The sequence below is a fragment of the Pseudoalteromonas sp. QJM3NY_22 genome (assembly GCF_056173065.1).
The window spans coordinates 2,932,515-2,946,295 of sequence record NZ_CM149655.1; the positions used below are offsets into that span (position 1 = coordinate 2,932,515).

Annotated in this window: 9 protein-coding genes and 5 tRNA genes; 6 read left to right on the top strand and 8 right to left on the bottom strand. The window is 39.1% G+C overall.

All coding sequences use genetic code 11. The features are described from left to right. Positions 1-254: 254 nt before the first annotated feature. From AC0VZ4_RS13295 to AC0VZ4_RS13320, 6 genes are all read left to right on the top strand, one after another. Positions 255-330, top strand: a tRNA-Val gene (locus AC0VZ4_RS13295). Between the two features lie 139 nt (positions 331-469). Continuing rightward, positions 470-545 (top strand) — tRNA-Val (locus AC0VZ4_RS13300). Between the two features lie 48 nt (positions 546-593). Further along, positions 594-669, top strand: a tRNA-Val gene (locus AC0VZ4_RS13305). 32 nt (positions 670-701) lie between these two features. Then, positions 702-777, top strand: a tRNA-Val gene (locus AC0VZ4_RS13310). Positions 778-838: 61 nt separating this feature from the next. Beyond that, positions 839-914, top strand: a tRNA-Val gene (locus AC0VZ4_RS13315). A gap of 420 nt (positions 915-1,334) precedes the next feature. Next, entirely contained in the window at positions 1,335-2,972 is a 1,638-nt protein-coding gene (locus AC0VZ4_RS13320; RefSeq protein ID WP_475439889.1) for a response regulator, read from the top strand. On the opposite strand, the gene msrB is transcribed toward AC0VZ4_RS13320, so the two are convergent. The 8 genes from msrB to AC0VZ4_RS13360 form a co-directional block, all read right to left on the bottom strand. Next, positions 2,969-3,409, bottom strand: coding sequence for a peptide-methionine (R)-S-oxide reductase MsrB (gene msrB, locus AC0VZ4_RS13325; RefSeq protein ID WP_007378087.1), 441 nt, complete (start codon positions 3,407-3,409; stop codon positions 2,969-2,971). The genes AC0VZ4_RS13320 and msrB overlap by 4 nt on opposite strands. 146 nt (positions 3,410-3,555) lie before the next feature. Further along, positions 3,556-3,996 carry a hypothetical protein gene (locus tag AC0VZ4_RS13330; protein ID WP_475439890.1) on the bottom strand — a complete coding sequence of 147 codons (441 nt, stop codon included), beginning with the start codon at positions 3,994-3,996 and terminating at the stop codon, positions 3,556-3,558. A 2-nt stretch (positions 3,997-3,998) separates the two neighbouring features. Next, a complete protein-coding gene (locus AC0VZ4_RS13335) occupies positions 3,999-4,517 on the bottom strand; it encodes a DUF2919 domain-containing protein (RefSeq protein ID WP_475439891.1) in 519 nt (172 codons plus the stop codon). A gap of 9 nt (positions 4,518-4,526) precedes the next feature. Next, the gene (gene ligA, locus AC0VZ4_RS13340; protein WP_475439892.1) at positions 4,527-6,545 is read right to left on the bottom strand and encodes an NAD-dependent DNA ligase LigA; all 2,019 of its coding nucleotides are present in this window, start codon (positions 6,543-6,545) and stop codon (positions 4,527-4,529) included. Positions 6,546-6,625: 80 nt separating this feature from the next. Further along, on the bottom strand, positions 6,626-7,393 hold the full coding sequence (gene zipA, locus AC0VZ4_RS13345) for a cell division protein ZipA (protein ID WP_475439893.1): 768 nt from the start codon (positions 7,391-7,393) through the stop codon (positions 6,626-6,628). A gap of 73 nt (positions 7,394-7,466) precedes the next feature. Continuing rightward, positions 7,467-10,868 (bottom strand): chromosome segregation SMC family protein, encoded by a 3,402-nt coding sequence (locus tag AC0VZ4_RS13350; RefSeq protein ID WP_475439894.1) that lies wholly within the window; start codon positions 10,866-10,868, stop codon positions 7,467-7,469. Between the two features lie 67 nt (positions 10,869-10,935). Continuing rightward, the gene (locus tag AC0VZ4_RS13355; RefSeq protein ID WP_002958580.1) at positions 10,936-11,667 is read right to left on the bottom strand and encodes an RNA methyltransferase; all 732 of its coding nucleotides are present in this window, start codon (positions 11,665-11,667) and stop codon (positions 10,936-10,938) included. 76 nt (positions 11,668-11,743) lie between these two features. Continuing rightward, a complete protein-coding gene (locus tag AC0VZ4_RS13360) occupies positions 11,744-13,780 on the bottom strand; it encodes an FUSC family protein (RefSeq protein ID WP_475439895.1) in 2,037 nt (678 codons plus the stop codon). Position 13,781 lies beyond the last annotated feature (1 nt).

Here is a 13,781-nt window from a genome sequence, read left to right on the forward strand (position 1 = left end):
AACCTGTTATTATATAATAGTCGCGTTTTAAAATTGTAATATGGGTCGCTAGCTCAGTTACAAGAAAAGAGAGCATCACCGCCTTTATAAAAGATGGCGAAGTTCACTGGTTAAAGTCCAGTACTATCTAGGTAGTAGCATGTAATATGGGTCGTTAGCTCAGTTACAAGAAAAGAGAGCATCACCGCCTTTATAAAAGATGGCGAAGTTCACTGGTTAAAGTCCAGTACTATCTAGGTAGTAGCATGTAATATGGGTCGTTAGCTCAGTTGGGAGAGCATCGCCCTTACAAGGCGAGGGTCACTGGTTCAAGTCCAGTACGACCCACCATTTTTTAAGTGGTGCATATTACAGGTCGTTAGCTCAGTTAGAAAAAAGAGAGCATAACCGCTATTTACAAGTAACGGCGAGGTTCACTGGTTAAAGTCCAGTACTATTTATTTTAATAGTAGCGTTTTAATTTATATGTGGGTGATTAGCTCAGTTGGGAGAGCATCGCCCTTACAAGGCGAGGGTCACTGGTTCAAGTCCAGTATCACCCACCACATATAAACCTATTATTATGTTAATAGTCGCGTTTTAAAATTTAATATGGGTCGTTAGCTCAGTTGGGAGAGCATCGCCCTTACAAGGCGAGGGTCACTGGTTCAAGTCCAGTACGACCCACCATTCCTAGAATGGTGCATATTAAAATGTAATTTGGGTGATTAGCTCAGTTGGGAGAGCATCGCCCTTACAAGGCGAGGGTCACTGGTTCAAGTCCAGTATCACCCACCAAATTACATCAAGCGGTTAATTAATAATAAAGAATTAAATAACAGGCATACCTATTATATGTGGGTGATTAGCTCAGTTGGGAGAGCATCGCCCTTACAAGGCGAGGGTCACTGGTTCAAGTCCAGTATCACCCACCACATATAAGTACCATTAGATAACTCCTTTAATAATAACTTCTCTAGTAATAACTCTTTCCTCCCATATTAAATACATTTAATAACTTCATAAAAACTCAATATATAAGTCGTATGTAATTAACTTAGCCGTAAGAAAAAGAGCATCGCCACCCTTTACAAATAATGGCGAGGGTCACAGGTATCAAGCCAAGTAATCAACCATCACACATAAATCCCATTCGATAGTTTCTTTAAAAATATAAATTTTCATATCAAAACACTCATCATTTAATTATGTTATTTAGATCCTTGCTTTTATAGTTAGCAAAAACGTATTAGGAAAAGTTAAATACCTAATAAATACTGCTATCATTTGAATTTTCTTGTAAGCAGCTAAAGTGTTGATTATAGTCAGTACTAAACATAATAACTGTTAAGCCAATGCCAACTAAGATTTATTCAAAAGCAAAAATACTTATAGTCGAGGAGCAACCACTTGCTCAAAGCTATATGAAACAATCGTTAGAAAGGCTTGGCTTTCAGCAATTGCACTTCGCTGATCATGCAAACTCAGCAAAAGAGCAGTGTTTAAGTGAAGAATTTGATTTGATCGTTTGTTCATTTAATTTAAGCAAACAACAAGACGGCTACCAACTTTACGAAGAGTTACGTGTTAAGCACCTCATAAAAAGCTCTACAGGCTTCATTTTTATATCTGCTGAAACAAATGGCTCGCTAGTTCATAGTGTTCTTGAGTTACAACCTGATGATTTTTTAGTGAAACCTTTTACCGTTCAGGAACTACAAGTACGTATTGAGCGTATTTTAAGACGCAAACACGATTTGCAAACGGTTTATACTCTAATTGATGATGGTAACGATTCAAAAGCAATTAAATACATCGACACCGTTCTAAATAAAAAAAACAATAGTTATAGCCCTATCTTACTGCGTTTAAAAGGTGATGCTCTTCTTCGTTTAAATCGCAGCGAAAATGCAAAAGACTTTTTTAAATCTGTTCTCGATATACAAAAATTTGCTTGGGCAAAAGTAGGTTTAGTAGAAGCACTTATAGCAAATAATGAACATATTTTAGCTCAGCGTATGCTAAAAACGATGCTTGAACGACAAGAAACTCGATTAGTTGCGCTTGATTTACTCGGCCGTTTAGAAATAAAACTTAATCAGTTTGAACTAGCGCAAAGTTTTTTAAGCCAAGCAGCCGACATTGCACCGCGAAATATTTCACGCCAAAAATCACTAAGTAATGTGTCATTAATTAATCACGACTACGAAAAAAGCTACTTAACTCAAAAAGACATTGCAAGTTTTGCAAAGCACTCTATACATGACCACCCCGATGTGTATTTAAATGCTGCACGTGCCGGTATCGACTTTGCATTAACAACAGATCAAACAGATCAAATACAGAGAATATCTAGACAAACTAATCAATATATAAGCGATTTAAAAAAGCAGTTTCCTAACAATGCCAATCAAGCTCAAATTGATGTGCTTAACGCACGGCTTCATTATTTAAAAGATGAGCATAAAAAAGCGAAAAAACTCATTGAGCAACTCGAAGATGATGATACACATATTCGCTCTGTCGATGGTGCACTTGATAAAGCGAAAGCGTTCCATGAGCTGGGCTTTCATCAAAAAGCGCAAACTCTCTTCACTCAAATTATTGAGCACTGTGAACGCCATCCAAGTGTTAGCGACACAACTTACTTACGTTATATCCAGCAACAGCAAAGTGAGCGACGCGATATTAAAATGGGGCCAAAGGAGCTCAACAACCATGCTGTTACTCAATTTAATAGAGGACAGTTAAACACTGCACTTGAAGCTTTTACGCAAGCATTTAGGGTTATGCCTCGTAATCAGAGTATTGCGCTTAATTTATTGCAGTGTTTATTTGATTCCACTAAGCAACACAATGGCTCATTTAACCATGAACTTGCTAAAAAATGCTACGCCTTACTTACTAAAACTCAATTACCAGCAGATCAGACGCAGCGATTAGATAAAATTTTGCACATAGCAAAAGAAATGAATTTAGATATTGGAAGTTAAAGCTTTTTCATTGATGCCGCATTAACGCAATAGCGTAGACCGGTCGGTAATGGACCATCAGGGAAAATATGGCCTAAATGTGAATCACACACGTTGCAAACCACCTCTATGCGCTCCATACCATGACTTGTATCACTTACGTAGCCAATTGCTTCAATTGTCGCCGGTTGTGTAAATGACGGCCAACCAGTGCCACTATCGAACTTTTCATCTGCATCAAACAATAAATTATCGCAGCAAATACACACATACTTACCAGGTTCCAATAATGTGCAACTACCAGAACTACTTGGACGTTCGGTTCCCTTTTTACGTGTTATGTAATACTCATCTTCTGATAGTTGCATCCGCCACTGCTCGTCCGTTTTGACTACTTTTTTACTTGGAGTAGGATTGCCGTTGGTGGCAAAGTTAATAACATCATTCCACTTCAACATGATAACCTCATTGAATAGTTAATTAACCGTACTTAATAAAATTATAAAAAGTACGGTTAGTTATTACGTTATTGAATACACTAAAGATCAGCTAAAGAGTGTTGACCGTTTAAAACTAAAACTTGTTCAGTTTTAAGGTGATTTTCCTAGCTAAAGGTAATATTTTGTTTCTCTGAGTCGGTAAGTATTCGTTTAATAAAACTATCTAGCTCTGCTTTTTTTACAGGTAAACTAACACTCATTTGGCGCTCGTTATTACTGTAAATTATTAGCTCATCATCCTTTGTCGTTATGCGTTCAATACTCTCAATAACTAACCAATCTGAACCATGCTTTTTATCAAAAAATCCCATCAAACTAAAAAGTAGTAAATGTTGGGCATCTCGCTGAATAAAATCCCCTAGCCTATTTCTTGATTTAAATAAGGGCGTTAGCCTATAAACGCTTGAGCAAAAAACAAATACCCATAAACCAAATAACGCTTTAAACCACATAAATTCTAAAAGCTCAGTGCTAATCATTAAAATAATAAGCACTAACCCTATTAACGATATAGCTATCGCTATTTTTTTATTTACAGCGTCCACAACTAATCCCTTTTAAGTCGCTTTTTTTCTTCTGATGCTTTTTCTGTCGGCTCAGGCCAATCATTAAAAAAAACGGTTAAATAACGGCTTTTCACCAAATACCACAATACCCATAAAACAATCATCATTTGTACTGCTAAAAATGATGAAAATCGATAATGGCTATGCGCGGCTTGAATACTTAACCATGTTAAATCAACAACAGCACATACAATAAGGGGCCAGCGCATATGTCGCCATATTTTTGCTAACTTATCGCTCGCACTGTGTGAATCTCGTGGTCTGCGTAAACAAAATAAAATAGTCGGTATTATTGCGATACTTCCAATTTCTATTGCAATAAAAAAATCATTTTTATTTTTAAAAAATAACGACATCAAATCAAGTTCAGGCCTGCGACTTAAAGCCGCAATCACCCAAATAAAATAGCCACGTAATAACACAAGCACACTTAAATTAAATGCAATAGGAGTCCGGTAACTTCCGTACTTATCCCAGTATTCTGGACCGTATCGGCTCATTGTTACGTCCTAACCATTATGCTTTTGAAGCAGTTCAATTAATTCATCTTCCGTGAGTATCTCTATACCTAAATCTTGGGCTTTAGTCAGTTTTGAACCCGCTTTTTCACCTGCGACTAAGGCATCAGTTTTCGCTGATACGCTACCAGATACTTTAGCACCTAGTTGCTGTAAGCGTGCTTTTGCGTCATTACGATTAAGCGTATTTAGCGTGCCGGTAAGTACATATGTAAGTCCTGCGAGTGGTTGCTCTTCCTCAGAAGGCGCACTTAACGCTGACCAATTTACGCCTTGTTCTATTAATGCGTTTACTACCGCTAAATTATGCTCCTCAGCAAAAAAACCGCGAACATGCGCTGCAACTATTTCACCGACATCACTTACCTGCGTTAAACTATCAATGCTGGCATTAATTACATTTTCAAGGGTTAAAAAGTGATTAGCTAAATTTTGTGCTGTCGCTTCCCCCGCTTCACGAATACCTAGTGAGTATAAAAACTTAGCGAGCGTAGTGCCTTTAGCTTCATCAAGTGCTGTTACTAAGTTTTTAGCTGACTTAGGTCCCATACGTTCAAGTGATTCAAAATGCCCTTGTTTTAAAACGAATAAATCAGCGGGCGTTTTTATAAGCTCTCTATCTACAAGTTGATCAACAATCTTATCGCCAAGGCCATCTATGTCTAGCGCTTTTCGTGAAGCAAAGTGTTTTATCGCTTGTTTGCGTTGTGCAGGACACACAAGCCCGCCAGTACAACGGGCTACAGCTTCACCTTCCACTTTTTCAATATGCGAATCACAAATCGGACAAGTCACTGGAAATTCAATATCTTTAGCATCATCAGGACGGCGTTCAAGTACAACTTGTGTTATTTGCGGGATTACATCTCCTGCGCGACGAATAATAACCGTGTCGCCTACTTTTACACCTAAACGTGCAATTTCATCGCTATTATGAAGTGTTGCATTTGATACGGTTACACCACCGACAAAAACAGGCTCTAAACGCGCAACTGGCGTAATTGCCCCTGTGCGCCCTACTTGAAAATCAACATCAAGTAATTGAGTTATTTCTTCTTGCGCCGGAAACTTATAAGCAATAGCCCAACGAGGAGCACGTGCTACAAAGCCTAAACGCTCTTGTAAGGCCTTTTGGTTTATTTTGATTACTACGCCATCAATTTCATATTTAAGCTCGCTACGGCGCGTTAAAATATCGCTGTAGTACTCAAGCGCGGCTTTAGGACCTTCAACTAATTTTGTTTCTGGGCACAGTGGCAACCCCCAGTCAGTCAGCTTTTCTAGTTGCTGATAGTGATCCTCTGGAATGCTGCCATCAGCAACAAGTCCAGTACTGTAAGCATAAAACATCAATGGGCGTTTAGCGGTAATTTTAGAGTCGAGTTGGCGTAAGCTACCTGCCGCTGCGTTACGCGGATTAACGAATACTTTGTCTCCACGTTTTTGCGCTTCCGAATTTAGTTTGTCAAAGCCGGCGCTGTTCATAAATACTTCGCCGCGCACTTCAAGCTCTTTTGGGTAATCGCCACGTAACTTAAGTGGTACATTACGAATTGTTTTTACATTCTGAGTAATGTTTTCACCGGTAAAACCATCACCTCGCGTAGCCGCTTGTACAAGTACACCATCACGATAAATAATTGATACAGCTAAACCATCAAGTTTTGGCTCACAACAAAAAGTAAGCTCATCGGTACTCATTAAACGCTCTTTTATACGGCGATTAAACGCAGTGAACTCTTCTTCACTAAAAGCGTTATCAAGTGAAAGCATGGGTACTTGGTGCGCTACTTGCTCAAATTTACTCAGTGCTGCACCGCCTACTTTTTGTGTTGGGGAGTCGGCGGTTAAAAATTCAGGGTGCTCGGTTTCTAGTGCGCTTAGTTCGCGTAATAACCTATCGTATTCAGAGTCAGGAATACTGGGGGTATCAAGCACATAATAGTTATAATTGTGTTGCTCTAATGTAGTACGAAGATGATTAACTTGCTCACTAATGCTGCTAGACATTTAAACCTCAATAAACATAAAAAAAGCCACTTTGATGAATAATCATCCAGTGGCTTATAAAAATATAATATGTGCGCTATTTACGCTGAAAAAGAACGGACCTGCTCAACATACTGCCTGACGCGTTCTACGGTCATTTCATTTCGCTCTGCATCTAAAATTTGCGCACCAAACTCGTCAGCTAACTTTTTAGCTGCACTGTGCAACATGTTAAATGCAGCTAGGCCGTCACCGTCGCACGGCAATGTCATAAATAAGCTAACCCCTGCGGTACTAAACTGTTCCATATTATCAATATCAAACGTACCTGGGTTGTACATATTTACTAATCTAAATAATACAGGGCCTTGGCCTGCCGGATCTAAGTGGCGATTAAAAAAGCCTTCCTCAGAATATTTAAATCCTAACGTGTTAACGGCTGGTAATAATTTACTGCCCTGCATGCTAAGCCCTTCTGGCATTTGAATATGCACAATAACAAAGTCAGGCATTTGCGCAGATGATTTTTCATCATTTTGCTCTTTTGCATCTAGATCATCAACTACTTCTAGGTCATCTTCAATGGGCACTGCTGGTACGCTTGTATCAATTTGTGGCTCATTCTCATCAAAGTTAAGCTCACCGAATTGTGGTTCATCACGTTCTTCTACCACAGGCTCTTTTAGCTCTGCCTCTGTAGGAAATGATTTAGATGAAGCTGGTGCACTTTCTTGCAATGGTTCAACCCGTTCGTTATTTAACACTTCTGGGCGGTCTTTTTTTCTAACAGACCACAATCCATGTATTAATAAACCACCAATGACAACTACACTGATAATGATTAAAACCCATCTTAATTGTTCGGCCATCCCCTCACCTTTTCTTATTTGATATGCCTAAAGCCTGTATATTAATTGAAACTAATATACTTGTTATAAAAATTTATACATGTGCAAGTTGCACTGCTTGTTCTATATCTACAGCAACCATACGCGATACGCCAGGTTCTGCCATAGTTACACCTGTTAATCTACCCGCCATTTCCATCGCAATCTTATTATGGCTAATATAAATAAACTGTACTGATTGTGACATTTCTTCAACCAAACGGCAAAAGCGAACAACATTAGCATCATCTAATGGTGCATCTACTTCGTCCAGCATACAAAATGGGGCTGGATTGAGCCTGAATATAGAAAACACTAATGATAATGCGGTCAGCGCTTTTTCTCCACCACTTAACAAGTGAATTGTTGAATTTTTCTTACCCGGTGGTCGTGCCATTATACTAACACCACTTTCGAGTAAATCGTCACTGGTTAATTCTAAATACGCACTGCCACCACCAAAAACTTTAGGAAATAGCTCAGCAAAGTCTTCGTTAACTTGATCGAACGTCGCTTTAAAGCGTGTTTTGGTCTCAATATCAATTTTACGAATAGCACCTTCAAGGGTATTTAACGCTTTTGTTAAATCATCTAATTGATTATCAAGATAACCACTACGAGCTTTGGCTAAATCAAACTCTTCTATTGCCGCTAAGTTTACTGCACCTAATTTATCTAACTGATTAGTAAATCCGGTTAACTGATTTTGCGCTGCGCTCAAATTTAATGAATCTGGTAATTCATCAAGTATCGCTTTTAAGCTTTGTTTTAATTCTTCTAATGGTTCAAGCGCAGCTTGTGCTTTTATCAGTAAGCTTTGCTCTTCAATTGTTAGCTTTTGGTGCTGCTGTTGCAAGCCCACCAGCTCACCTTGTGAATTTTTAAGGCTTATTTGCTTAGTGTTTAAGCTTTCTTTGGCCTGAGCTAATTCTTTTTGTAGCAATACTAATGCCTGCTCACCTTTTTGATGCTGTGCTAAGAGCTGCGTAATTTTATCGCTAAGTTCTTGCTCTGGTATCAGCAGCTCTTCTATTTCACTAAGTAGTTCTTGCGCACCTTCTGATGCACTAACGTGCTCTTGCTCTGCATGGCTCAATTTGGTTTGGCTTAACTGCCATTCACTGCGTGCCTTTTGCTCTGATAGCGTTGCCTTATGTGCTTGTGTTTTATATTGCTCAAGCATGCTTAATGCTTCGCTATAACTTTTATCACTTTGTGAGCGCAAGCTATTTGCAGCGTCTACTTCATCCGCTAAGTTGAGTTGCTGCTCATTTAACACTTCAAATTGCGCAGTTTGCTCATCAAGCACGTTATTTAATTGCAAAATCGCAGTGGTTAATTGCTGTTTTTGTTGCTGTAGCTTTTCTAGTTGTAACTTAAATTGTGCTACTTGCTGCACAAGCATGTCGCTGCGCGTACTGGCTACCGCTATATTTTGCGCAAGCTCATGTATGGCTTCTTTTAGCTCGCTTTGCTCGTTAACTAACTTTATTTGCTCAGCTGTATGTTCGTCACGAGTGTGTGTTACTTGTTGTAACTCTTCCTCGGTATTATTTAATTGCTGAGCTTTATCTTGCAATTGCTTATGCTTTAACAGTAATGAGTTTTCTGCATTACATTCGGCACTTACATGCCAATTACGACCATATAGAGCACCGTTTTTATCCATAACGGCTGTATAAAAACTATCTTTTAGTATTGCTAAATCACCGCTTTCACTATAAGCAATACGTGCTAAATGCTCTGGATAAATACCGCTTGTTATATATGTAGCTAAGCTATTTGTTGGCATGCTTTTATCACTATTTGGCCACACACTGTTATCAGCTTGCTGCTCACTTACATTTAAATGCTCTAAAGATTTAAGTGCTTGCTCTATCAGAAGCTCAAAGCCTTCTTTAACACTTAGCTGATTAAACAAACCATTAGTACGTTCACTTTTTTCATCAAGCCCTAATGTACTTTTAAGCCCAGTTATACTGGCTTTTAACTCGTTTATTGTTTGAGTGAGCGTCGAATATTGCTTTTGTGAGTTATTAACAAGCTCATTTTGCATTTCAAGCTTAGCAGTGCACTTCGTATGTGCTGTTTGTTTAGCGGCAAGTTCTTGAGTTAAGGTTTGTGTTTGCTGTTTTTGCTGCGTTAATTGCTGCTCTACATCACTACTTTGTAGCTCGCTAAGCTGAACAGTTAACTGATCAATTTGCTCGTTAACATGATCAATTTGCTGCTGAGTTTGTTTAATGTGACTACCATGTAGTTGCACATTATTATTAAGTTGTTGCTGTTGCTCACACAAAGCTTGCCAATGAGTATGGTGGCGCTGCTTAAGTGCTAATAATTCCTCAAGTTCATGCGTTAACCCACTAACTTGCTCTTCACATATTAAGGCATTTTCACTTGCCTCTTGCAGGGCTTCGTTGAGTTGCTCGCACACAATTTGCTGCTGCGCTTTAACTTCAAGGCTATGTGTTTGGCGTTGCTGTAATTTAATTAAATTTTGCTTAAGCGTTTGAGTTTGTTGTTTTACGTTTATTTGTTGTTGCTCAGCGCGAGTAAGCTCTGTGTGTATTACATGTTGTTGATGCTGGGCATCGCTTAGTTTATCTTGCTGGGCTTGTACTTGCCCTTCTAGGCTTGCAAGTACATCGTCATGCCCTGAGTTAGCGGTTTTAAAAAACGAAATTTGATCATTAAGTTTTTTAATTTGGGCACTTTTTTCAAGTTGCTGCTGATGTAACTTTTGCCATTTTAAAACCGCAATTTGCCCTTTTAGCATGCGTTCTTGTGCTTTTAATTCGCGGTATTTTTTTGCATCAACCGACTGCACAGCCAATTTATCGAGCTGGCTTTGTAGTTCTTTACGCACATCTAACAAGCGTTCAAGATTTTCGCGAGTGCTTTTAATACGAGTTTGTGTTTCGCGGCGACGCTCTTTGTATTTAGAAACGCCAGCGGCTTCTTCTAAAAATACGCGCAGCTCTTGTGGTTTACTCTCTATTAAGCGCGAGATCATCCCTTGCTCAATAATTGCGTAACTACGTGGACCAAGACCGGTGCCTAAAAATATATCGGTAATATCGCGCTTACGGCATTTACTGCCATTTAAAAAATACAGTGACTGTCCGTCGCGCGTTACTAAACGCTTAATAGCAATTTGGTTTCGATCGGCAAATGTGTTTGAAGGACTTCCTTTATCGTTATCAAAAACAAGCTCTACAGAGGCTTGTGATATGGCTTTACGATTAGTTGAGCCATTAAAAATAACGTCGGTCATGGCGTCGCCACGCAGATTTTTAGCAGAGCTTTCACCTAGCACCCATCGTACTGCATCAATAACGTTAGATTTGCCACAGCCATTGGGGCCAACAACACACGTCATTTGATCAGGAAATGGAATTTTAGTGGGCTCTACAAACGATTTAAAGCCCGCTAATTTAATAGTGCTTAAGCGCATCTTATTGTTATTACCGATTATTATTGTTATTGATTACAAACAATTTAACTCATTAACAGTTAAATTGTTAAGCTTGTCGTTTAAAATTATCTAAAATAATACCGGTCGCCATTGCCACATTAAGCGATTCTGCACCACCAAAAGCGGGGATGGTGATTTTATTAGTTACTAACTTTGCACATGTCTCGCGTATTCCATGCGACTCACTGCCCATTAGTAAAACGCCTGAGCCCGTAAATTGGGTTTTATGTACGCTTTGCCCATCTAAAAAAGCACCGTAAACAGGTAAATTTAAAGACTGTAGGTAATCAGGTAAATCTACTTGGCTTACCGATACCCTTACAAATGAGCCCATCGTGGCGCTAATTGTTTTAGGGTTGTAAGCGTCTGCGCTGTCGGTGCTAGTTACTATATGTTTAATACCGTACCAGTCTGCCACTCTTATTATTGTGCCTAAATTACCAGGGTCTGATACGCCATCAAGCGCGAGTATTAAGCCATTTGCTTGTGGTAAAGCTGCCTTTGGCATATCAACAATAGCAATGGCTGCATTATTGCTAACTAGCGTGCTGGCTTTGGTGAGGGTCTCTTCATCAGCTTCTATAAAGTTAGCTTGCGGATACTTACCTTGGTACGCATTTATAAATTCGTTTGTAGCAAAAATATTAACCACATTTAATGGGCTGTTTAATAACTCAAGTACGTTTTTTTCACCCTGTACAAGGTATTGATTATATTGCTTTCGGTACTTTTTTTGGCCAAGTTGGCGAATAAGTTTGAGTTGGTTTTTTGAAATCATAACAGCCCCATAAAATTATCCAGCAAGTATAACAGATTTAGCTATAACATCTGAACTCGAAAAGCAGCGAATGGGCCTAATTTATCTTACTCGCACTTCCTTCAAAGGTCAGATCAATGCGAATAAACATGCCTTTTACCGCTTCTAATTGATTTGAATCGTCAACCGTCTGAGCCAATTCCTCATAAAGATTATCTGACGCTTGCTTAAACTTATTATTAAACTTGCCCTTGGTTGCCAACATAAATGCATCGGCTAATGTACGCTGCCACTCATTTAAATACTTTAGCTTTGTATTACCAGCCAAATTTTCACAAATTGAGTTTAATCGAACCGACGCATGCCCTAAGTTTAGAGCGGTTAGTGCAAGGTCTGTAATAACGCGTGAGTGTGAACCTTGATCGTAATTAGTTAAGCATATTAACCTATCGGCCATGCGGCGGTTATACCAAATACTTGGGGTTGGATGGTTATTTATTTCGAGTAAATCTTTATAAGTAGCCTTAAAAACACGATGAACAAGTAATTGTACACTCGGACCTGTAAATAACTGAAAAATCCAAAATAAAATACTCACCCCCGCAAAAATTGCCATTGCAGAGCTAAGTGTGTAATCGATTGAAAACGCAAGGCTCATATCGGTACTGGGTCTTACCAAAATCGTAAATGGGATACAAAACCCCAAGCCATATGGCAATGTTTGTTGATCAGCTAGCAGCAGTAAACCCAGAAAATAAGGCCCTGCTAATACAAGTAGTAATATTTCTAATTGCCCACCACTTTGTGATAATAAATTGAGTGCGTAAAAAATAGTTACAATAGCAGCAACCACCACGTTTACCAATAAACGCTTTATTACCACCTGTAAAATAGCTAACGGTATTCTCGCCAACATTATCGAAAATATGACCGGTAAAATCATAATTAATAATGCAGCAGAAGAGCCTGTATTAATCCAAATAAATGCGCCGATAGAAAACACCAAAGCAGTTCTAAATCCAACAATTATGCCAGCTAATGGGTCGCGATATGTAAGCATACTGGGTGCATTTAATAATGTTTTATCACGCTCTTCTAACGCTCTGTATGCGCGTAGTAAAATTGTTAAGTCGGCTGCTACTTCTAAGCTCACATTGAGCATGTGAGATTCAAATGGCGAATCACACACCGTATTTGCTCTATAGTCGGTTAGCTCTTTACGCAGCGTTTTAACTTGTTCGGCGCAGTAATCAAAATCGTCAGACTCTTTAATTTGCGCAAATACGTGCTTAAGTTGAGTTATTAATTTATCTAAAGTAGGTGTAATAAGGTCTTCGTGGTTTCGCTGTAGACGGCCAATTATTTGAATTAAGGCCAATAAAGAAAGTACTTTTTGCGACAACTGATTTGCAGCACGCGAGCGCCCTGGACCTTTTGGTCCTTCGTATCTTACTGCGCTGGAATCTTCGTTTATTGATCCCAATGTTGCCATAATGCCATCTATTTGCTGATGGCGATTTTCGTGAGAGCCCTTAGAATCAAGCTCAATAACTAAATAATGTAACGTTTGATTTATAACCGACCGCGCTTGTACTTGCAGTAAGTGTTTAACTTTTACAGGCCAGAATAAATGGCTCACAAGCCCAGCACATACAGAACCTATTATTATTTCGCTTACTCGCGCTTGTGCAATATCAAATATACTTTGGCTGCTCACCATTGCCGGAGTAACCATGACTAAAAGTACAATAATGGCGGCTGTTACACCGGCCATAGCAAACGCATACACAAAGTTTGCTTGGCGTACCATTGCCGATAACGCAGAGTTTACTCCCAACCACAATGCCAGTGCACCTAGCGCTAAATAAGGGTAGAGGATTAGCTGAGTTAAAAGCAATATGCCAAATAAACCACCCACTATGGTGCCTATTATTTGGCACATTGCTTTTTCAATAACTAATCCGCTTTGCGGGCGTAATTGCAAAAATATAGCCGAGACTAACGCCCAATAAGGCCTTTCAAGATTAAGCGACATAGCAATAGTCAGCGCCATCACCATGGCTATAACGCCCTTAGTCGCAAAAATAATTGCCTGTTTTTTAGGAAAAAACAAATTTTGTAATACAACGCCCACT